This is a genomic window from Roseovarius lutimaris, from assembly GCF_900115165.1.
GTDB lineage: Bacteria > Pseudomonadota > Alphaproteobacteria > Rhodobacterales > Rhodobacteraceae > Roseovarius > Roseovarius lutimaris.
Genome location: NZ_FOVP01000016.1, coordinates 73090 through 93602 on the forward strand (window position 1 = coordinate 73090; position 20513 = coordinate 93602).

At 61.1% G+C, this 20513-nt stretch carries 23 protein-coding genes; 12 read left to right on the forward strand and 11 right to left on the reverse strand.

What is annotated here, in order from left to right; translation table 11 throughout:
* Positions 1-16 precede the first annotated feature (16 nt).
* The 5 genes from mreC to BMZ91_RS14385 are packed head-to-tail and all read left to right on the forward strand — an operon-like array spanning position 17 to position 5481.
* Entirely contained in the window at positions 17-934 is a 918-nt protein-coding gene (gene mreC / locus BMZ91_RS14365) for a rod shape-determining protein MreC (RefSeq protein WP_092840365.1), read from the forward strand.
* Positions 927-1466 carry a rod shape-determining protein MreD gene (locus tag BMZ91_RS14370; RefSeq protein ID WP_092840367.1) on the forward strand — a complete coding sequence of 180 codons (540 nt, stop codon included), beginning with the start codon at positions 927-929 and terminating at the stop codon, positions 1464-1466. The genes mreC and BMZ91_RS14370 overlap by 8 nt, the downstream gene beginning before the upstream one ends.
* Positions 1463-3406, forward strand: a complete 1944-nt coding sequence (mrdA, locus tag BMZ91_RS14375; protein ID WP_092840370.1) for a penicillin-binding protein 2 — start codon at positions 1463-1465, stop codon at positions 3404-3406. The genes BMZ91_RS14370 and mrdA overlap by 4 nt, the downstream gene beginning before the upstream one ends.
* On the forward strand, positions 3403-4542 hold the full coding sequence (rodA, locus tag BMZ91_RS14380) for a rod shape-determining protein RodA (RefSeq protein WP_092840373.1): 1140 nt from the start codon (positions 3403-3405) through the stop codon (positions 4540-4542). The genes mrdA and rodA overlap by 4 nt, the downstream gene beginning before the upstream one ends.
* A 6-nt stretch (positions 4543-4548) precedes the next feature.
* Positions 4549-5481, forward strand: coding sequence for a 2-hydroxyacid dehydrogenase (locus tag BMZ91_RS14385; protein ID WP_092840376.1), 933 nt, complete (start codon positions 4549-4551; stop codon positions 5479-5481).
* A gap of 23 nt (positions 5482-5504) precedes the next feature.
* On the opposite strand, the gene BMZ91_RS14390 is transcribed toward BMZ91_RS14385, so the two are convergent.
* The 3 genes from BMZ91_RS14390 to pncA are packed head-to-tail and all read right to left on the reverse strand — an operon-like array spanning position 5505 to position 7474.
* Entirely contained in the window at positions 5505-6290 is a 786-nt protein-coding gene (locus BMZ91_RS14390; RefSeq protein WP_092840379.1) for an SseB family protein, read from the reverse strand.
* On the reverse strand, positions 6283-6870 hold the full coding sequence (locus BMZ91_RS14395; protein ID WP_092840382.1) for a uracil-DNA glycosylase family protein: 588 nt from the start codon (positions 6868-6870) through the stop codon (positions 6283-6285). Before BMZ91_RS14395 ends, BMZ91_RS14390 begins: the two co-directional genes overlap by 8 nt.
* A 7-nt stretch (positions 6871-6877) precedes the next feature.
* The gene (gene pncA / locus BMZ91_RS14400) at positions 6878-7474 is read right to left on the reverse strand and encodes a bifunctional nicotinamidase/pyrazinamidase (protein WP_092840385.1); all 597 of its coding nucleotides are present in this window, start codon (positions 7472-7474) and stop codon (positions 6878-6880) included.
* A 106-nt stretch (positions 7475-7580) separates the two neighbouring features.
* On the opposite strand from pncA, the gene trhO reads away from it, so the two are divergent.
* Entirely contained in the window at positions 7581-8495 is a 915-nt protein-coding gene (gene trhO / locus BMZ91_RS14405) for an oxygen-dependent tRNA uridine(34) hydroxylase TrhO (RefSeq protein ID WP_092840388.1), read from the forward strand.
* Positions 8496-8603: 108 nt separating this feature from the next.
* Here the strand turns inward: trhO and BMZ91_RS14410 are convergent, their stop codons facing one another.
* The gene (locus tag BMZ91_RS14410) at positions 8604-9821 is read right to left on the reverse strand and encodes an MFS transporter (RefSeq protein ID WP_092840391.1); all 1218 of its coding nucleotides are present in this window, start codon (positions 9819-9821) and stop codon (positions 8604-8606) included.
* Positions 9822-9938: 117 nt separating this feature from the next.
* Here BMZ91_RS14410 and BMZ91_RS14415 point away from each other — a divergent pair, with 117 nt between their 5' ends.
* Positions 9939-10898 (forward strand): KpsF/GutQ family sugar-phosphate isomerase, encoded by a 960-nt coding sequence (locus BMZ91_RS14415; RefSeq protein WP_092840394.1) that lies wholly within the window; start codon positions 9939-9941, stop codon positions 10896-10898.
* Between the two features lie 153 nt (positions 10899-11051).
* On the opposite strand, the gene BMZ91_RS14420 is transcribed toward BMZ91_RS14415, so the two are convergent.
* Together BMZ91_RS14420 and BMZ91_RS14425 are read right to left on the reverse strand one after the other, a co-directional pair.
* Positions 11052-11315 (reverse strand): hypothetical protein, encoded by a 264-nt coding sequence (locus BMZ91_RS14420; protein ID WP_092840397.1) that lies wholly within the window; start codon positions 11313-11315, stop codon positions 11052-11054.
* 84 nt (positions 11316-11399) lie between these two features.
* Entirely contained in the window at positions 11400-11654 is a 255-nt protein-coding gene (locus tag BMZ91_RS14425; protein WP_092840400.1) for a DUF167 domain-containing protein, read from the reverse strand.
* Positions 11655-11768: 114 nt separating this feature from the next.
* Between BMZ91_RS14425 and BMZ91_RS14430 the strand changes: the two genes are divergently transcribed.
* Positions 11769-12347, forward strand: coding sequence for a nitroreductase family protein (locus BMZ91_RS14430; protein WP_092840403.1), 579 nt, complete (start codon positions 11769-11771; stop codon positions 12345-12347).
* Positions 12344-13054: an EI24 domain-containing protein gene (locus tag BMZ91_RS14435; protein ID WP_092840405.1), complete on the forward strand. Its 711-nt coding sequence runs from the start codon at positions 12344-12346 to the stop codon at positions 13052-13054. The genes BMZ91_RS14430 and BMZ91_RS14435 overlap by 4 nt, the downstream gene beginning before the upstream one ends.
* On the opposite strand, the gene BMZ91_RS14440 is transcribed toward BMZ91_RS14435, so the two are convergent.
* Together BMZ91_RS14440 and mce are read right to left on the reverse strand one after the other, a co-directional pair.
* Positions 13017-13304, reverse strand: a complete 288-nt coding sequence (locus BMZ91_RS14440; RefSeq protein ID WP_092840408.1) for a DUF1467 family protein — start codon at positions 13302-13304, stop codon at positions 13017-13019. The genes BMZ91_RS14435 and BMZ91_RS14440 overlap by 38 nt on opposite strands.
* Positions 13304-13708 carry a methylmalonyl-CoA epimerase gene (gene mce / locus BMZ91_RS14445; RefSeq protein ID WP_092840411.1) on the reverse strand — a complete coding sequence of 135 codons (405 nt, stop codon included), beginning with the start codon at positions 13706-13708 and terminating at the stop codon, positions 13304-13306. The genes BMZ91_RS14440 and mce overlap by 1 nt, the downstream gene beginning before the upstream one ends.
* Before the next feature lie 148 nt (positions 13709-13856).
* Here mce and BMZ91_RS14450 point away from each other — a divergent pair, with 148 nt between their 5' ends.
* The gene (locus BMZ91_RS14450) at positions 13857-14576 is read left to right on the forward strand and encodes a response regulator (protein WP_092840414.1); all 720 of its coding nucleotides are present in this window, start codon (positions 13857-13859) and stop codon (positions 14574-14576) included.
* Here the strand turns inward: BMZ91_RS14450 and BMZ91_RS14455 are convergent.
* Positions 14573-15289, reverse strand: coding sequence for a GNAT family N-acetyltransferase (locus BMZ91_RS14455; protein WP_092840522.1), 717 nt, complete (start codon positions 15287-15289; stop codon positions 14573-14575). The two genes, BMZ91_RS14450 and BMZ91_RS14455, sit on opposite strands and share 4 nt — an antisense overlap.
* A gap of 76 nt (positions 15290-15365) precedes the next feature.
* Positions 15366-17141 (reverse strand): aspartate--tRNA ligase, encoded by a 1776-nt coding sequence (gene aspS / locus BMZ91_RS14460; protein WP_092840525.1) that lies wholly within the window; start codon positions 17139-17141, stop codon positions 15366-15368.
* Between the two features lie 238 nt (positions 17142-17379).
* On the opposite strand from aspS, the gene BMZ91_RS14465 reads away from it, so the two are divergent.
* Positions 17380-18609, forward strand: a complete 1230-nt coding sequence (locus BMZ91_RS14465) for an SAM-dependent methyltransferase (RefSeq protein WP_092840417.1) — start codon at positions 17380-17382, stop codon at positions 18607-18609.
* Positions 18610-18615: 6 nt separating this feature from the next.
* Here the strand turns inward: BMZ91_RS14465 and BMZ91_RS14470 are convergent, their stop codons facing one another.
* A complete protein-coding gene (locus BMZ91_RS14470) occupies positions 18616-19740 on the reverse strand; it encodes an aminodeoxychorismate synthase component I (protein ID WP_092840528.1) in 1125 nt (374 codons plus the stop codon).
* A 162-nt stretch (positions 19741-19902) separates the two neighbouring features.
* On the opposite strand from BMZ91_RS14470, the gene BMZ91_RS14475 reads away from it, so the two are divergent.
* Positions 19903-20466, forward strand: a complete 564-nt coding sequence (locus BMZ91_RS14475; protein ID WP_092840419.1) for a hypothetical protein — start codon at positions 19903-19905, stop codon at positions 20464-20466.
* Positions 20467-20513: the final 47 nt, after the last annotated feature.

Genomic DNA, 20513 nt, shown 5'->3' on the forward strand with positions numbered 1-20513 from the left:
CTCAAAGGGGGATTCTTTGGCAAAAGACCGAGGACAAGGCGACGACTACACCGGCCCGCTCAAGCGTTTGCTTTTGGGGGTTGTCTTGCTGTGTCTTCTCGGGCTTTTCCTTGTCTGGCGGATCGACAGCCCGCGGGTCGAGCGGTTTCGCGCGCAGGTGGTGGATCGGGTCGTGCCCAGCTTTGACTGGGCGATGGCGCCGGTCACGGGGACGGTCAATATCCTGCGCGATTTCCAAAGCTATCAGCGCATGTACCAGCAAAATCAGGAGCTGCGTCGCGAGTTGCAGCAAATGAAGGCATGGAAAGAGGCCGCGCTTCAGCTTGAACAGGAAAATGCCCGGCTGCTTGATCTCAACAACGTGCAGCTTGATCCGCGCATGACCTTTATCACCGGCGTCGTGATGGCCGATAGCGGCTCGCCGTTTCGCCAATCGGTGCTGATCAATGTCGGCGCGCGCGATGGCATCATGGATGGCTGGGCGGCGATGGACGGGCTTGGCCTTGTCGGGCGCATCTCGGGCGTGGGCAACAACACCGCGCGGGTGATCCTGCTCAGCGATACCTCAAGCCGCGTTCCGGTCACGATCCAGCCCTCGGGGCAACAGGCGCTTTTGATCGGTGACAACAGCGCGGCCCCGCCGATCGACTTTATCGAGGATCCCGATCAGGTGCGCCCCGGTGACCGGATTTTGACATCGGGCGATGGCGGGGTATTTCCCGCCGGTCTGTTGATTGGCCAGCTGGCCGAATACCCCGGCGGCCGGATGCGTGTGCGCATTGCCGCCGATTACGAGCGGCTGGAATTTCTGCGTGTGCTGCGCAGTTACGGGCACGAGGACCTGACCGATCCCGGTCAGCTGATTGCGCCGGTTCTGTTGCCGGACGAACAGGCCCCCGATGCCCCGCAAGCGACCGAGGCAAGCAATGGCTGATCGTTTCATTCAGCGCTACTGGTTGATGCGCGCGCTCTACCTCATCCTGTGTACCTTTTTGATATTCATGCATCTTTTGCCGATGAACATACAGCCATCGAATTGGGCCGGGCCTGACCTCATTCTGGCGATCACCTTTGCCTGGGTTCTGCGGCGTCCCGATTATGTGCCAATCCTGCTGATCGCGCTGGTGGCGCTTGCGATGGATCTGCTGTTCCAGCGTCCGCCGGGGCTTTGGGCGGCTTTTGTCGTCATAGGCGCCGAGACCCTGCGCAACCGCGCGCCGATGCTGCGCGACCTCAGCTTTGCCGCCGAATGGGCCTCGGTCGCAAGCACCCTGGTGGGGATCACCCTGGCCTATCGTCTGGTGCTGGCGGTGCTGATGGTTGATCAGGCCCCGCTTGGCCTGAGCCTGATGCAGCTGGTGTTCACGCTGATGATCTATCCCGTGGTCGCCTTCCTGTCGCATACGGTCATGGGCGTGCGCAAGCTGACACGCGGAGACATTGATGCCATGGGCAAACGGATATGAGACGCCCGGGCCGCGATACCGCTGAAAGCCAGCGGCGCATAACCCGGCGCGGGCTTGTGATTGGCGGGCTCCAGGCCGGGGTGATGGGCGTTCTGGCGCTGCGCATGCGCTATATGCAGGTCGAACAGGCCGATCAGTTTCGCCTTCTGGCTGATGAAAACCGCATCAATATTCAACTCATTCCGCCCACCCGTGGTCGTCTCTTCGACCGCAATGGCGCGGTGATCGCCGAAAACATCCCAAGTTACCGGATCACCATGACCCGCGAACAGGCGGGCGATGTGGATGCGGTGATCGCCCGGCTTGCCAAGCTGGTCGAGCTTGATCCTGACGAGCTTGAGCGCGCGCGCCGCGACCTGCGCGAGTTGCGCGGCGACACCCCTGTCACCGTCGCCGACCGCGTCAGCTGGGGCGCGATAAGCCGTGTTGCAGTAAATGCCCCCGCCCTGCCCGGTGTGCTGCCTGAGGTGGGCCTGTCGCGGCGCTATCCGGCAAACAGTGATTACGCGCATGTGGTCGGCTATGTCGGCACCGTGAGTGACAAGGATCTTGAGCGGATCGACGCGCCGGAACAGCTCTTGCGTCTGCCCCGGTTCCAGATCGGCAAGATCGGGCTTGAAGCCAAGCGCGAAAACCTGTTGCGCGGCAGCGCCGGCACCCGCCGCGTCGAGGTGAACGCGGCAGGCCGGGTGATGCGCGAACTTGACCGCCAGGAGGGCCAGCCCGGCGCCGATATGCAGCTGACGCTGGATAACGCCCTGCAATCCTATACCAATGCGCGCCTTGAAGGGGAAAGCGCGGCGGCGGTGGTGATTGATTGTGACACCGGCGATCTTCTGGCCTGCGCCTCGGCCCCAAGCTATGATCCCAACCTTTTCGTGCGCGGCATTTCCGTACCCGATTATCGGGCCCTGCTTGACGATCCCTATCGCCCGTTGCCCAATAAGGCGGTGCAGGGGATCTATCCGCCCGGCTCAACCTTCAAGATGGTCACGGCATTGGCGGCGCTTGAGGACGGGCAGGTCGCGCTTGACGATACGGTCTATTGTCCCGGCTACGCGGAGATCAGCGGGCGCCGGTTTCACTGCTGGAAGCGGGGCGGGCATGGCAATGTCGATCTGCATCGCTCACTGCGCGAAAGCTGTGACATCTACTATTATGAAATGGCCCTGCGCACCGGTATCGAGAAAATAAGCGCCATGGCCGAGCGTCTTGGCCTTGGCGTACAATTTGACTTGCCGATGACCAGCGTCGCCAAGGGCCTTGCACCGACGCGCGAGTGGAAACAGGCCAACCGGGGCCAGCCCTGGATGATTGGCGACAGTGTGAACACCGCCATCGGTCAGGGCTTCGTGCTGGCCTCGCCTTTGCAACTGGCGGTGATGACCGCGCGGATCGCCACAAGCCGGGCAGTGACGCCGCGTCTGATCAAATCAATCGACGGGGTGGAACAACCTACCGGGCATGGCGACACGCTTGGCCTGAACGAAAACCTGATGCGCGAAGTGCGCAAGGCGATGTTCGCAGTCTCCAACAGCAATCGCGGCACCGCCTATCGCAGCCGGATCATCGACGATGCCTTTCGCATGGCGGGCAAAACCGGCACCAGCCAGGTGCGCAATATCACCGCGGGCGAGCGTGCCAGCGGCGTGGTCAACAACCGCGACCTTCCCTGGGAGCGGCGCGATCACGCGTTGTTCGTCAACTTTGCGCCCTTTGACGCGCCAAAGGTGGCCGTCGCCGTGGTCGTTGAACATGGTGGTGGCGGATCAACCGCCGCCGCGCCGATTGCCCGCGACATCACCCTTCAGGCGCTTTACGGCGAGGACCCGCCGCTTGACGCCTATCCCGCCGCCGATCGCGGCCGCATCAAGACCCTTCAGGAAAAGCTGCGCCGGGCGCGCCCCAAAACCGGGCCTGACGGCAAGGATCGCGCATGAGCTATCTTGAATATACCGTCAAGACCACCCCCACGGGGCCGGGCAAGATGCTTCACCTCAACTGGCCGCTTGTGGTCTTGTTGATGGCTGTGGCGGGGGTCGGGTTTCTGATGCTCTATTCGGTTGCCGGAGGGTCTTTGTCGCCCTGGGCCGAGCCGCAGATGAAACGTTTTGCGCTTGGCTTTGCCATCATGCTTATGGTGGCAATGGTGCCGATCTGGTTCTGGCGCAACATGTCGCTGCTGGCCTATCTGATCTCGGTCGCGCTTTTGATCGCGGTGGCTCTGTTCGGGATCGAGGGCAAAGGCGCGCAACGTTGGATTGATATCGGGTTCATGCGGTTGCAGCCCTCGGAGCTTGTGAAAATCACGCTGGTGATGCTTTTGGCCGCCTATTACGACTGGTTGCCGATGTCGCGGGTGTCGCGCCCGGTTTGGGTGGCCCTGCCGGTGGCGATGATCCTGTTTCCCGTCGCGCTTGTTCTGCGTCAGCCGGATTTGGGCACCTCGATCCTGTTGCTGGCGGCGGGGGGCGTGATGATGTTCATCGCCGGGGTGCATTGGGCCTATTTCGCGACGGTGATCGCCGCCGTTGTGGGGTTGGTCTTTGCGGTGTTTGAAAGCCGGGGCACCACCTGGCAAATGCTTGAGAACTATCAATATCGCCGGATCGACACCTTTCTCAATCCCGACAATGACCCGCTTGGCGCCGGCTATCACATCACCCAGTCCAAGATCGCGCTTGGATCGGGCGGCTGGACGGGGCGCGGGTTCATGCAGGGCACGCAATCGCGGCTTAACTTCCTGCCGGAAAAGCACACCGATTTCATCTTTGTGACGCTGGCCGAGGAGTTCGGCTTTGTCGGGGCGATTTCGATTCTCGGGCTTTATACGCTCATTCTGGTGTTTTGCATCTCGACCGCGCTCTCCAACCGTGATCGCTATTCCTCGCTGCTGACGCTTGGGGTGGCGATGACGTTTTTCCTGTTCTTCTCAGTCAATATGGCAATGGTCATGGGGCTGATGCCGGTGGTCGGCGTGCCCTTGCCCCTGATCAGCTATGGCGGCTCTGCCATGCTTGTGCTGATGGTCGGATTCGGCCTTGTCCAGAGCGCACATATTCACAAACCAAGGTAATCTTTCATGCCCGCAAACATCCTTTTTGCCGCCCGCCCCGAGAAATGGGAAACCTACAAAACCCCATTGAGAACCGCCCTGTCAGAGGTCGGCGTCGAAGCCACCCTTGCCACCGACATGCCCGCGCATGAGGTCGACTATATCGTCTATGCCCCCAATAGCGGGATCGAGGATTTCGCCCCCTTTACGCGCGCCAAAGCGGTTTTGAATCTCTGGGCCGGGGTCGAGGACGTGGTCCGCAATCCGACCCTGCACCTGCCGCTGGCGCGCATGGTCGATCATGGACTGACGCAGGGCATGGTGGAATGGGTCACCGGCCATGTGCTGCGCCATCACCTTGGGATGGATGCACATATACTTGGGCAGGACGGGATCTGGCGCAAGGACATCCCGCCGCTGGCGCAGGACCGGCGCGTGACCATGCTTGGCCTTGGCGCGCTTGGTCAGGCCTGCGCATCGGCGCTTGGGCGGCTTGGCTTTGCCATGACCGGCTGGAGCCGCAGCCAGAAAGAGATTGACGGCGTGACCTGTCTCTCGGGCGATCAGGGGCTTCGGGCGGCCCTGCAAGCGGCGGATATCCTTGTTCTTTTGCTGCCGCTGACCGGTGACACAGAGAACCTTTTGAACAGCGAAACACTGGCCTATCTGCCGCATGGCGCGGTGATCGTGAACCCCGGTCGCGGCCCGCTGATTGACGATGACGCCCTGCTGACGGCACTGGAGAGCGGCGAAGTCGGGCATGCCACGCTCGACGTGTTCCGCCAGGAACCTTTGCCGCCAGAGCACCCCTATTGGGCGCATCCTCGGGTAACCGTGACCCCGCATATCGCCTCGGAAACGCGGCCAAGATCGGCCTCGCAGGTGATCGCGGAAAATATCCGTCGCGGCGAGGCGGGTGAGCCTTTTTTGCATCTGGTAGACCGCGATCTGGGGTACTAAGCCGCCCCTCGGGGTGTTTGGCGCTATTTGAGGATCGGGGGTTTTTCCGGGTCCGAGCCCGGCGCGCGCCGAGGCTCAGGCGCCTCATGCTGCGGCAGATCGAACCGCAGCCCGCAGGTCGAAAGCCGTGCCGCCGTCGGATCGTTTGCCTCGAAAAACGCCACATCAAGCGCGGCGGCCTCAAGCCCGGAAAAGATGAGAACCTCTGACACGGCCTGTGCAAGGGCCGCCTCTGCGCCCACTGCGGCATCGACAAAGCCAAGCATATGCCCCTGCGCGCCGTTGTCATAGGTAATGCCCACGAGATAGGCCAGCGAGGCAAGCCCTGTGGCACTTGCCAACCGCGCATCGAGCGCCAGCACAAAGCTCTCCGGCAGGCCCTTGGGCGCATGAAACCTCTCGACCCGAGCCTCGATCTCGGCGGGGCCAGTGCCCAGGGTTTCGGCCAGCCAATCGACCGCCTCGGGCGGGATCAGGATCGACGAGGGCGCCACCTCAAGATTGACGCCAAGACCGATACCCTGCCCGGCCAACATCGCGGCAATTGCGCGCCCGCTCAGCGCGGCATAGGGTGCGGGGCGATTGGCAAAGCGGCTCAACCGGGCCTCTTGATCAAACACCAGAACAAAGGAATGATCGGAGAGATCAAAGACTTCGGGGTCAATCGCCTCACCCGCTGCCTCGGATTTCAGCAGCAGGAACAACTCGCTTGCCGCGAGCGTCTCATAAAACCGCATGCGCGCGGCTGCGTCCTCGGGTGAGGCCTCCATCGCCGCATGGGCCGCGTCAAGGCGGGTAAGCTTAGTCATTGATAACCCTTTGAACCTGCGCACGTAATTCGGGCAGAACCTCTGCCGCGAACCACGGGTTTTTCTTTAGCCAAGCGGTATTGCGCCAGGACGGGTGCGGCAAGGCAAAAAGCCGCGGTGCATGGTCGCGCCAGGCCTTGACCGTGTCGGTCACGCCGGTTTTGACACCAAGGTGATATTTATGCGCATAGCCGCCGACAAGAATGGTAAGGTCAATCTTTCCAAGCTCTTGCATCACAAGATCATGCCATGTCTCGCCGCAAATGCGCGGCGGCGGCAGGTCAGAACCCTTGGCGTTATAGCCCGGAAAACAAAACGCCATGGGCACAATGGCGACGCGGGATTGATCGTAGAACTCTGCCTCGCTCAGCCCAAGCCACGCGCGCAAGCGCTCGCCCGAGGGGTCGTTAAACGGCTTGCCCGATTGATGCACTCGCATCCCCGGCGCCTGCCCTGCGATAAGAAGGCGCGCCGAGGGGCGAAACCAGACCACAGGGCGCGGGCTGTGACGCGTCTGGGTGGCGGCAAAGCGTGCGGCACAAAGGCGGCAGTCGCGGATTTGATCGCCAAGCCTGTTCATCGCGGGGTCATCTAAGGGTGACCCCGGCCTCGTGCATGCCTGTTTCTGCGGCAGCCAGAGAGCCATCAAGATCAATCGCACGACAGAGATCACGCCGCACGCTCACCGAATAGCCCAACCGCGCCGCATCCACCGCCGAGAAATTGACGCAGAAATCAGTGGCCAGCCCGACCAGCGTCAGCGCGTCTATCCCGCGCGTGCGCAGATAGCCGTCAAGCCCGGTGGGTGTTTTGTGGTCATTCTCGAAAAACGCCGAATAGCTGTCGATCGCCGGATTCATGCCCTTGCGGATGATGGCATCGGCGTGCGTCGTCGTAAGCCCTTGGTGAAATTCGGCACCGGGCGTGCCCTGAATACAGTGATCGGGCCAGAGCACCTGCGGGCCATAGGGCATCTCGGTCTTCTCGAAGGGCGCCTTGTTGCCATGCGACGAGGCAAAAGACGAATGCCCCGCCGGGTGCCAGTCCTGTGTCAGGATCACAACCGCGAACTCGGCCATCAGGGCGTTGATGCCAGCCACGATCTCATCGCCGCCGGTCACGGCCAGGGCGCCGCCGGGGCAGAAATCGTTTTGCAGGTCGATCACGATCAGGGCGTGGGTCATGGGGCATCTCCTTTTGCCCTCTAGGGGTACGCAGGCGCAGGGCTTGCGTCAATGGCGCCACTTTGCCCTCTTGTTCCGGCGTGCCCAAATCGGTAGATCGCGGGCCATGTACAAGATTGCAGCTCTCTATCATTTCACCCGCTTTGATGACCCCGCAACGATTCAGGGCCCGCTTTTGGCGCTCTGCGAGGCCGAAAAGATAAGCGGGTCCTTGTTGCTCGCCCGCGAGGGGATCAATGGAACGATTGCGGGCCCAGAGGCCGGGATTGCCCGCGTCATCGCGCATATCCGCGCCCTGCCCGGCTGTGGCGATCTGGAGTGGAAGGAAAGCAGCAGCGCCGATCAACCCTTCCGCCGCCTCAAGGTGCGGTTGAAGAAAGAGATCGTGACCATGGGCCAGCCCGATGTCGACCCGCTTGCACAGGTCGGGCATTATGTCGATCCGGGCGATTGGAACGCCCTGATCGAGAGCCCCGATGTGGCCGTGATCGACACGCGCAACGATTACGAGGTGGCGATTGGCACCTTCAAAGGCGCGATCGACCCCGAAACCGCCAGCTTTCGCGACTTTCCGGCCTGGTGGGAGGAAAACAAGCACCGCTTTCACAACAAACGGATCGCAATGTTCTGCACCGGCGGCATCCGTTGCGAGAAATCCACCAACTACCTTCTTGGTCAGGGCGTGGAAGATGTCTATCACCTCAAGGGTGGCATTCTGAAATATCTCGAAGAGGTGCCCGAGGCGCAAAGCACATGGCAGGGCGAATGCTTTGTCTTCGATGCGCGCGTGTCCGTGGGTCACGGCCTGAGCGAGGGACCGCACCGGCTCTGTCATGCCTGCCGTCGCCCGATCCTGCCCGAAGACACAAGGCGGCCCGAATACGAAGAGGGCGTCGCCTGTCATCACTGTACCCATGAGACCACCACAGAGGACAAGGCGCGCTTTCGCGAGCGTCAAAAACAGATGGCTCTGGCCCAAGCCCGCGGCGAGCGCCATATCAAGGTGATCCACGAAGAGTAAGACCATCTGCCTCGCGCATTTGGCCGATTTCGGATTTGAGTATTTGGACCAAGAAGAAGATGCGTGCGCCCTGCTTCTTCTTGGCTAAAATACTCAATATTGCCCTCTTCAGGCAAGCAGAGCCTGGCGGGTTCGGGTGCGCGTTAGGATCAGCGCGATGATCCCGATGTTGAGGGCATTCCAGGCAATGCCGTTCAGAAACGCCATCTGATAGCTGCCTGTCAGGTCATAGATCCAGCCTGACAACCAGCCGCCAAGCGCCATGCCCGCGATTGTCGACATCAAAACAAAGCCCACACGTCGACCGGCCTCCTGGCTGGGCATGTATTCGCGCACGATCACAGCATAGCTTGGCACGATCCCGCCCTGGGCCAGGCCAAAAATCATGCTGACCACGTAAAGCGAGGTCAGCCCGCCCGAAGGCAGATAAAAGAACAGCGCAAGACATTGCAGGGTCGAGCCGATCAGCAGCGTGCGCACCCCGCCCAAACGGTCGGCCATCAGCCCAGAGATCAGTCGTGACACCACGCCGCCCAGAAGCATCAGTGACAGCATTTGCGACCCCACCGCCGGGCCATAGCCGAGATCGACGCAATAGCTCACGATATGGACCTGCGGCATCGACATCGCCACACAGCACCCCACCCCGGCCAGCCCGAGCAGAAGCATCAGGGTGCGCGGTGCAATACCGACGGCACCGGCGCGCGCGCTTGAGAGCGTGTCGGCATGCGCACGCGCCGCCAGTGGCACACGGCGGCGCAGCAACAGGGCCAGCGGAATGACCGTCAAGACAGTAACCGCCGCCAACACGAGGTACACCGCGCGCCAGCCCTGATTTGCCAGAATACCGGCAAGGATCACCGGCCAGATCGCGCCCGAAAGATAGTTGCCGCTTGCGGTGATCGCCACGGCAATGCCACGGCGGCGCACGAACCAGAGCGAGACATCGGCGATCAGCGGGCCAAAGCTCGCGGCGGTGCCAAAGCCGATCAGAATTTGCAGCCCCGAGAGAACACCCACCGACGGGCTAAGTGCCGCCAATCCGGTGGCCCCCGCAATCAACACCGCCGCGCCACAAAGTGCGGTCGAGATGCCAAAGCGGTCGACGATCCGGCCAATGCCGAAATTGCCAACCGCAAAGCCGACCATGGTCATCGTATAGGGCAACGAGGCTGCCGCGCGATCAACCCCGAATTCGGCCTGCATCGCGGGCATCACCACGATGATCGACCACATGCCGACATTGCCCACCGTGGCAATCAGCAGCGACACGGCAAGGCGTGTCCAGGCATAGCGGCTATCGAGGATTTGGATATCGGCGGTCATGCGCGCGACGTTAGACCGGGCCATGCGCCCTGACCAGCCGCAAAACACACCGCGCACGGCAGGGGCTTGGCCTTGGGGCCGGGGCACGTTATCAGTCTGCCAAAGAGGAGCCCTGCCATGCCTGCCAGCCAAACCCCGACCGAGATTGCCCGTGAGGTCCTGCGGATCGAGGCCGAGGCGGTAAGCGCGCTGCGCGACGCGCTCCCGGACAGCTTTGATCGGGTGATCACCGAGCTGTTGCAGGTCCGGGGCCGCGTGATCGTATCGGGCATGGGCAAGTCGGGGCATATTGCGGCCAAGATCGCCGCGACCATGGCCAGCACCGGCACGCCTGCGCAATATGTGCATCCCGGCGAGGCCAGTCATGGCGATCTTGGCATGATCACCGATCAGGATGCGGTTATCCTTATTTCCAATTCCGGTGAGACCCGCGAGCTTGCCGATATCATCGCCCATACCCGGCGGTTTGCCATTCCACTGGTGGCGATCACCAAAAAGGCCGACAGCACCCTTGCGCAGCAGGCCGATCACCTGCTTGAACTGCCCAAGGCGCCCGAGGCCTGTGCGATCGGCATGGCGCCGACCACAAGCACGACCTGCACGCTGGCGCTTGGCGATGCTCTGGCGGTTGCGATGATGCGGATGCGCGGGTTCGAGCGCGAGAATTTCATGGCCTTTCATCCCGGCGGCACGCTTGGGGCGCAATTGCTCAAGGTGTCATCCGTCATGCACCGGGGCGACGCCCTGCCGGTGGTTGCGGCAGAAACGGAGATGGGCGAGACCCTGCTTGAGATGACCGCCAAGGGCTTTGGCGTGGCGGCTCTGGTTGAGAACGGCATGCTCAAGGGGGTGATTACCGATGGCGATTTGCGGCGCAATCTTGACCATTTGATGAGCCATAAGGCCGGCGAAATCGCCACCTACAACCCGCGCAGCATTTCGCCCGATGCGTTATTGTCCGAGGCGCTTGGCGTGATGAACACCCACAAGATCAGCGCGCTTTTCGCGGTCGATGAGACCGGGCAATTGCAGGGCCTGGTGCATATCCACGACGCCCTGCGCGCGGGCGTCGCCTAGGGGCGATCCTGTGACATCGCAAAGCCCCTGACCATCGTGATCCGCAGCTGGACACGCGGGATGTCGTTCATTTTATAAAGGGCAGGTTTGCTCAAAGACTAAAGTGTTGCGACCACCCGTTGAACTCACAAGACAAAGCCCACGCTTCAACCGCTAAGCCCCACAAGCGGCAATCACCCAATAAGAAGCGCCTAACGGTAGCGTCAGCGTTGCCGCAATGAGGAGATTGATAAGCCAGTTTTTCTCAAATTTCTTCATGCCGCCTAAGGCGAGAAGGGTGTCTTTCAACGCAAATGCATTGTGTTTTGCAACAACGTAGGCCGATATAAACGCGAAGAACACAAAAAGGACAAAAGGCCATGGCGCGGCTTCTAAACATTCCAAGGTAATTTTCTCCGATGTTTGTCTTGATGACATCTACTCATGGAATACTTGCTCATTCAACGTGTCACCTTGGGCTTAGAGCCGTCATTCGAGAGCGCGCGCGCATCAAGCCTTGCTCTATTCCACCTCAAAAACCTTGTCGCGCGACGTTTGTCCGCGGATAAGCCGCAGGCGCGTTTTGGGCAGGCCGAGTGCCTTGGCCAACAGCTTTTGCACGGCTGCATTGGCGCGGCCGTCCTCGGGCACGGTGGTGACATAAACCCGGAGCTGATCCGCCTCAAAGGTGATGCGATTGCGCGAGGCTTTGGGTGTCACGCGCAGGGCGATCCGGGTGCCGGGGCGGTTAAGGTGGCTTAGGTCGGGGCTATCCATGGCCCTGATTAGCCGCTGGTTTCGGGCAATCCAAGTGGTTTTAAACCGCGCTGCCCCTTGACCCCGGCGCCCGGCTTGCCGACATGTAAGCCGTGAATAAGATGAAAGCTTGCCATGCCCGTTCCGAACGCCGCCGCCCTTGAGTTTTTGCAAACCCGCCGCTCGCGTCCGGCCAAGACGCTTGTTTTGCCGGTGCCGGGGCGCGCCGAATTGCGCCCGCTCCTGACCGCCGCCGCGCGAAGCCCGGATCATGGCAAACTGGAACCCTGGCGCTTTATCGTGCTGGAACGCGGCGCGCTTTTGCGGATTGCCGGGCTGATCGAGGGCGTTGGCGCGCGGCTCGGCAAATCGCCCGAGGATATTGCCAAGGCAAAGGATCAGTTTGCAAATGCACATCTGGCGGTGGCCGTGATCGAGGTGCAAAAACCCTCTGACAAAATTCCGGCGATTGAACAGACCTATGCGGCGGGCGGTGTCTGCCTTGCGCTTTTGAATGCCGCGCTTGCGGCGGGCTGGGGCGCGAACTGGCTTAGCGGATGGGCAAGCCACGACCGCGATTTTGCCGAGGCGGCGCTTGGGCTTACCTCACCCGAACGGATCGCCGGGTTCATCCATATCGGCACCGAAGGCAGCGCCCCGCCAGAGCGACCGCGCCCAGATCTTGACCAGATCACCACCTGGATTTCACAATGATATTTTCCAGCTTTTTCAAAGCTCTGTCACAGATCGGCGACCGCCGCTTTCAACGCGTTCTGCTGATTGGTGTCGGATTGACGCTGGCGCTTTTGGTTGCCGCCTATGCGCTTTTCCTCGGGTTGATCCAATGGGCGGTTGGCGACACAAGCACCCTGCCGCTGATCGGCGAGGTGACTTGGCTTAACGATCTGTTGGGCTGGAGCAGCTTATTACTGATGATGATCCTGTCGGCGTTTTTGATGGTGCCGGTGGCCTCGGCCATCACCTCGATGTTTCTCGAAGAGGTGGCGCAGGCGGTCGAGGACCGGCATTACCCCGGACAGGGTCCGGCGCCGAAAGTGCCCTTTGGAGAGGCGCTGCGCGATACGGTGAATTTCCTTGGGGTCTTGATCGGCGCCAACCTTCTGGCGCTGATTGCCTATGCGATCTTCACACCCTTCGCGCTTTTCATTTTCTGGGCGCTGAACGGCTATTTGCTGGGGATGGAGTATTTCCAACTAGCCGCGATGCGCCGGATCGGGCGCGCACGCGCCAAGGAAATGCGGCGCAAGAACCGGCTGACGATATGGGCGGCGGGCACGCTTATGGCGATGCCGCTATCGGTGCCGCTTATCAATCTGGTGATCCCCATTCTGGGCGCGGCCACCTTTACCCATATCTTTCACGCTATTGCGTCGCGCTCTGCTCGGGGCCCAAACGGTTGAACATATCCAGATCGCGCACGGTGATCTTCCCCGACAGGATGGTGCCGCCGATGATCGCCCAGAGGATGACGCTGACCCCGGTGGTGATCCAGGCCTTTTTGCGCAGGTGATGATGCTCGGGCGATCCGGCATGGGTGCCGGGGACGACCTCGTTCAGATCGCCCTGTGTCTGTATCCGAATCGGGATCGCGACCAGAAAGGTCATGAACCAGATCACTGCGAAAAGCACGATGCCAGAGGTGATTCCCATCAGACCTGCTCCAACTCGACAAGGCAGCCGTTGAAATCCTTGGGGTGCAAAAACAGCACCGGCTTGCCATGGGCGCCAATCTTGGGCTCGCCGGTGCCAAGCACCCGCGCGCCGGTTTTCTGCAACTGGTCGCGGGCGGCCAGGATATCGTCAACCTCGTAACAGATGTGATGAATGCCCCCCGCCGGGTTCTTTTCCAAAAACCCGTTGATCGGGCTGTTTTCCCCCAAAGGATACAGCAATTCGATCTTGGTATTGGGCAATTCGATAAAGATAACAGTGACCCCGTGGTCAGGTTCGTCCTGCGGGGCGCCCACCTTTGCCCCCAGCGCAGTGCGGTATTGCTCGGCGGCGGCGGTCAGATCCGGCACGGCGATTGCAACATGATTGAGGCGTCCGATCATGGCTGGTTCCTTTCGTCTGGTTTGACTGTGTTATGGGGCCGCAAAGGCCGGCTGACAAGCGACAGGGGGACGCAACCCGCGCATTAACCTCGCATTCACCATCCCTGCGTAATCCTGTCCGAACCCAGTTTAGCAAAGGATCAGCCCGATGAGTGATCTCGATGGCCTTGCGCCCCAGCGCGCGCCCACAAACAGCCGCCCGCTTTTGGGCATGACAGTTCTTGCGGTCGAGGACAGCCGCTATGCCAGCGAGGCGCTGCGCCTTATGTGTCTGCGCAGCGGGGCGCGGATCAGGCGGGCGGATTGCCTGCGCTCTGCGCGGCGGCATTTGCAGGTTTATCGCCCCTCGGTGGCAATCATTGACCTTGGTCTGCCGGACGGCTCCGGGGCCGAGCTTATTGAAGATCTGGATCGCGCCACACCGCGCGTTGGGGTTATCATCGCGACAAGTGGCGATGCGGGCGCCGAAGCCACCGCGCTCAGGGCCGGGGCCGATGGGTTCCTGCTGAAACCGGTGGAAAGCCTTAGCACCTTTCAACAACAGATCCTGCGGCATTTGCCCGCCGACCGGCGGCCGAACGGCCCCTATGCAATCACCGATGAGGTGATAAGCCCCGATCCGCTTGCCTATCGCGATGATCTTGAACACGTGCTGAACCTGCTGGACGGTGGCCATGACGCGCCGGTGCTGTCCTATATCTCGCAGTTTCTGACTGGCGTGGCCCAATCGGCCTTTGATGGCGCCCTAGCAGAGGCGGCAACAAAACTTGCCAGAGATAACGGCGCCGAGGCGGTGGCGCCGATGGTTGGGCTGATCGAAAAACGTCTCGAAACCCGGCTGGCGATTTCAGGCCGGGCGCTGACCTAACCCTGCGCGGGATCGCTGGCGGCGCGCACAAGGCGGGTCAGGGTACTCAGGCTTTCGCGTTGTCGGCCCTCTTCGTCGAAATTCGACGGGGCCAGCCAGATTTGAAAGGCCTCTTGCAGGGCGGGCCACTCCGTATCAATCGCGGCAAACCAGGCGGTGTCGCGATTGCGTCCCTTGACCACGGTGGCCTGACGGAAAATACCCTCATAGCTTAGACCCAACCGCTCTGCGGCGCGGCGCGACGGCATGTTGAGCGCGTCGCATTTCCATTCATAGCGCCGATAGCCCGCCTCGAACGCCCATTTCATCATCAGATACATCGCCTCGGTAGCGGCGCGGGTGCGTTGCAGGGATGGCGAAAGATTGATGTGCCCGACCTCGATGCTTCCCGATTGCGGCATGATCCGAAGATAACTGGCGACGCCGCCCAACTGGCCGGTTTCCAGATTGGTGATCGCGTAAAACAACGGGTCCTGCCCGACCGCGACCTGACGCGCCCAGCGGTGATATTGCGCGGCCGAGGAAAACGGGCCGTAGGGCATATAATCCCAGATCGCGTCACTGGCGCTATTGGCGCGGTGCAAATCAGAGGAATGGCGATCGGCATCAAGCCGCTCCAGCGCCGCATAGCGACCGACAAGCGCCGCGCCGTCCGGTGCGGGCGGTTCCTTCCAGTTGATCAGCTTTGGGCCGACAGGACGATCTTGCAGCATGAAAAAGCCTTTGACATAAATCCTTTGGCCCGAGCATGCACCCATGCCGCGCCAAAGGAAAGGCCCGGTTTACCGCCTATTCCTGCGGGATCACCCGCAGGCCCAGTTCCATCAGCTGATCGCTGGTCGGATCAGAGGGCGCGTTCATCATCAGGTCTTCGGCGCGTTGGTTCATCGGGAACATGATCACCTCGCGAATGTTGGCGGTATCGGCCAGCAACATCACGATCCGGTCAATCCCCGCCGCACAGCCCCCGTGGGGCGGCGCGCCATATTGAAAGGCGTTGACCATGCCGCCAAAGCGCTTGCGCACCTCGGCCTCGTCATAGCCCGCCAATTCGAACGCCTTGATCATGATATCAAGCTTGTGGTTCCGAATGGCCCCCGAAATAAGCTCGTAGCCGTTACAGCTCAGGTCATATTGATAACCCAGAACATTGAGCGGATCACCATTCAGCGCCTCAAGCCCGCCTTGCGGCATCGAGAACGGGTTATGGCTAAAGTCGATCTTACCGCTTTCCTCATCGGCCTCGTACATCGGGAAATCGACGATCCAGGCAAAGGCAAACCGGTTCTGATCGGTCAGGCCAAGCTCGTCGCCAATCACCGTGCGCGCCTTGCCGGCCACCCGTTCAAAGACCGATGGCTTGCCACCAAGAAAGAACGCCGCATCGCCCTTGCCAAGGCCAAGTTGCAGGCGAATGGCCTCGGTGCGCTCGGGGCCGATATTCTTGGCCAGCGGGCCTGCGGCCTCAACACCGTTTTCACCATCGCGCCAGAAGATATAGCCCATCCCCGGCAGGCCCTCTTTCTGGGCAAAGGCATTCATGCGGTCGCAGAACTTGCGGCTGCCGCCGGTGGGCGCGGGGATGGCGCGGATTTCGGTGCCGTCCTGTTCCAACAGCTTGGCGAAAATCGCAAAGCCCGAGCCGCGGAAATGATCCGACACATCCTGCATCTTGATCGGGTTGCGCAGGTCGGGCTTGTCGGTGCCATACCAGAGCGCGGCGTCGCGATACGAGATATGCGGCCAATGGGCATCGACCGCCGCACCCTGGCCGAATTCCTCGAAAATGCCCTGCACAACCGGCTGAATCGTGTCGAACACGTCCTGTTGCTCGACAAAGGACATCTCAAGGTCAAGCTGATAGAAATCGGTCGGCGAGCGGTCGGCGCGCGGGTCTTCATCGCGAAAACACGGCGCAATCTGGAAATACTTGTCAAAGCCACTGACCATGATCAACTGTTTGAACTGCTGCGGCGCCTGCGGCAGGGCATAGAATTTGCCGGGATGCTGGCGCGAGGGCACCAGAAAGTCGCGCGCGCCCTCGGGCGACGAGGCGGTGATGATCGGCGTCTGATACTCGCGAAAGCCCTTGTCCCACATGCGACGGCGCATCGAGGCCACAACATCGGAGCGCAGGGTCATGTTGTGCTGCATCGCCTCGCGGCGCAGGTCGAGGTAACGATAGCGCAGGCGGGTTTCCTCGGGGTATTCCTGATCGCCAAACACCATCAGCGGCAGTTCGGCGGACGGTCCCAGAACCTCGAGATCGCGAATGAACACCTCAACCTCGCCAGTCGGTATCTTGGCGTTGATCAGGCTGTCATCGCGCGCCTTCACCGATCCATCGATTCGGATGCAATATTCGCTGCGCAGCTTTTCCACTTGCGCAAAAACCGGGCTGTCTGGGTCGCACAAAAGCTGTGTCACGCCATAGTGATCGCGCAAATCAATGAACAAAACGCCGCCATGATCACGGATGCGATGCACCCAACCAGAGAGGCGAACGGCGTCGCCCACGTTGGATTTGGTCAGGTCGGCGCAAGTATGGCTGCGATATGCGTGCATGGCGTCCTCTTTCGGCCCCGCGGGGGCATCTGTCATGGTCCGGGCCGATACACCTTGGCGGGGCGGTAAAGTCAAGGGCTGCGACCCGCTCATGCCTTGCAAAACCGTTTACATAAAAGGGTTTTTGGATAAAAATACGCATTCGACAGGCGGGTGAACCGCGAAAGCCGGTTTCAGGGACAGATTTGGCTACACCGTATTGTTGCGCCACGATTGGCGACAAAAGATGAGGTGAAACATGTGGACCAAAGCTTTCGACCGATTGCTGACGCATCTGATACGGCGCGGTCGGCTGGTTGTGACGTTCGCCGACGGCACCACGCGCCATTATGGCAGCGAGGATGCGCCGATGGCCGAGCTGACGTTTCATGACCCGGACCTGCCGCGCAAGATCGTGCTGTCGCCCGACCTTGCCGTAGGCGAGGCCTATATGGATGGTCGGCTGACGATCGCGAATGATGATCTCTATGGCTTCATGTCGCTGGCGATGAGCAACATGGCGTCGCAGGGTCAACCGTGGTTTCGCCGCCCGCTGGTGATCGGGCGCTGGATGATGCGGCGCTTTAAACAGTTCAACCCGGTCAAGCGCGCGCAGAAGAATGTCGCGCATCATTATGACCTCTCGGGCGAGCTTTATGATCTGTTTCTTGACGAGGACAGGCAATATTCCTGCGCCTATTTCAGCGATCCGGAGATGACGCTTGAGGCCGCGCAAGAGGCCAAAAAACACCATATCGCCCGCAAACTGCTGATCAAACCGGGCATGCGTGTGCTTGATATCGGCTGTGGCTGGGGCGGGATGGGGCTGACGCTGGCGCGCGACTATGGCGCTGAGGTAACCGGCGTCACGCTGTCGCGCGAACAGCACGGCATCGCCAATGCACGCGCCAAAGAGGCCGGGCTTGCCGAGCAAGCACAGTTCAAGCTGATGGATTACCGCCATGTGACCGGAAAATTTGACCGCATCGTGTCTGTGGGCATGTTCGAACATGTCGGCGTGCCCCATTACGACGAATATTTCAATACGCTCAAGCGCCTGCTGACCCCGGATGGCGTGGCGCTTGTGCATACCATCGGGCGCGCCGGAATGCCCGGCGCCACAAGCGCGTGGATCACCAAATACATCTTTCCCGGCGGCTATTGCCCGGCCATGTCAGAGGCCATGACCGCAATCGAGAAAAGCCGCCTGATCACCACCGATGTCGAGGTCTGGCGCCTGCATTATGCCTATACGCTGCGCCATTGGACCAAACGGTTCGAGGCCAATATCGACAAGGCGCGCGATCTTTACGATGAACGGTTCTGTCGGATGTGGCGGTATTATCTGATCACAAGCGAGCTGACCTTTCGCGCCAACAAGCATGTGGTGTTCCAGTTTCAACTATCGCCCGAGAAAGAGTCGGTTCCGCTCACGCGCGACTATCTTTACCAAGAGGATAAGGACGGCGCGCAACAGGCCGCAGAATAGCGACGCTCAGGCAAAGGCCGGTGTCAGGGCGCGGGCAAAGCGCGCTTTCCAGAGCGCTTCTTCATATTCGCCCGTCGCCGTACTGTCATAGACCACCCCGCCGCCGACGTTCAGAACCGCCTGCCCGTCCTCGACCATCAGGGTGCGAATCGCGACGTTGAATTCGGCCCGGCCATCCGGCGCGGCCCAGCCAAGAGAGCCACAATAAATCTCGCGCGGGGCCTGCTCCAGATCGGCCAGAATCTGCATCGCGCGCAGTTTCGGGGCGCCGGTGATCGACCCGCAGGGGAACAGCGCCGTGAAAATATCCGACAGGCCGGTGTCGGGCATCATCTGCGCGGTGATGAGCGATGTCATCTGATGCACGGTCTCAAAGCTTTCGACCGCGAAAAGTTCGGGCACAGATACCGTGCCGGGCACACTCACCCGTGAGATATCGTTGCGCAACAGATCCACGATCATCAGGTTCTCGGCGCGATTCTTGGCATCGCTTTGCAGGAAAAACCGGCGGCGGGTGTCCTCGGCCGGATCCGTGCTCCGGGGTTGCGTGCCTTTCATCGGGCGGGTTTCAATCCGCCCATCGCCGTGGGTGCGAAAGAAAAGCTCTGGCGAGCGACACAGGATCGCGGGGCCGGTCTCATCCTCGATCAAGGCGCCATAGCGCACCGGCTGTACCCCTTGCAGGGCCGCGTAAAGCGCGCGCGCCTCGCCGGTCGCGGTCATGTGGATAGGAAAGGTCAGGTTGGCCTGATAGATATCGCCGGCGCAGATATAATTATGCACCCTCTGAAAGGCGCGGGCATAGCGCGCAGGGTCCCAGAGCGGGCGCAAATCGCCAAGCCCCGCCGGGCCCTGGGGCAACTCTCCGACCGCCTGCGGCGCGCCGTAAACCCCGAACTGCAAAAGCGGCAAACGGCGCTCACGCGGCAAAAGCGGCAAAAGGCGCGGCTCAAGAGCAAACCCAAGTTCATAGCTGGCATAGCCCGCAAGCCAGAACCCGTCGGCGCGCGCCCGGTCAAGGGCGGCAAGGGCGGCGGGCACCTCGCCCGGATCATTGGCCACAATCCGGCGCTGCGCCTGTGCAAACTGACAGGCGGTGCCGCTTGGCCCATGATCGAAACGAATCTGCACTCTGCGCATCCCTTGGCTGGTGCTGGCGTATTTAGGCCGCAAAGGCGCAAAACACACCCTCAAAAGCGTCTGTTTACGCGAGTTTTGCGATTATCGACGCGCTTGACAGGCCCCCCTTTGCAAGGAACGCTGACCCCATAGCCATTTTCAGGAGTGTATCAGATGACGCATGGATTGACCGCCGCCATTCTCGCCTCTTGGGTGCTGGCCACGCCCGCATTGGCCGAACGGGCCTCAATCGGGTTCGAGGGTCCGGGCGACGGCCCTGCCCCGGCCGAGATGCCCGAGGATGGTTTTTTGGTCGCGACGCGCAACATGATGATCTCCTCGGCGGCCAAATCGGGCGATGGCACCGATGGCGCGAACGAGATCGAAAGCGTGATGAACATGCGCGGCGGCGTGATGATTCAACGCCCCGGTGCGCCATTTCAATTCATCTCGCTCGACTGGCAATCCGAAAAGGGCGAGCCAAGTGTCGTGGTCGAGGGATATTTCGGTGACGTCCTGATCGGGACCGAGAAATTCACCCTGCCGCAAAGTGCCGCAGAGGGCGGTTTTGTCACCTTCCGCGCCAATGCGCTTGCCGGGGTGGCGCTTGATCAGCTTGTGCTTTACCCACAGCGCAACAGGCTTGGCATGGGCGCGCTTGACAAGGTTGTGCTTGACGACGCACCCGAGGCGATAGACACCTCTGATGCGGCGCCGATATCCGCGTTTAAAAGCTAGACCACTGGCAGGGATCGGCGGACAGATCGCGGATCAGCCCTTGCACC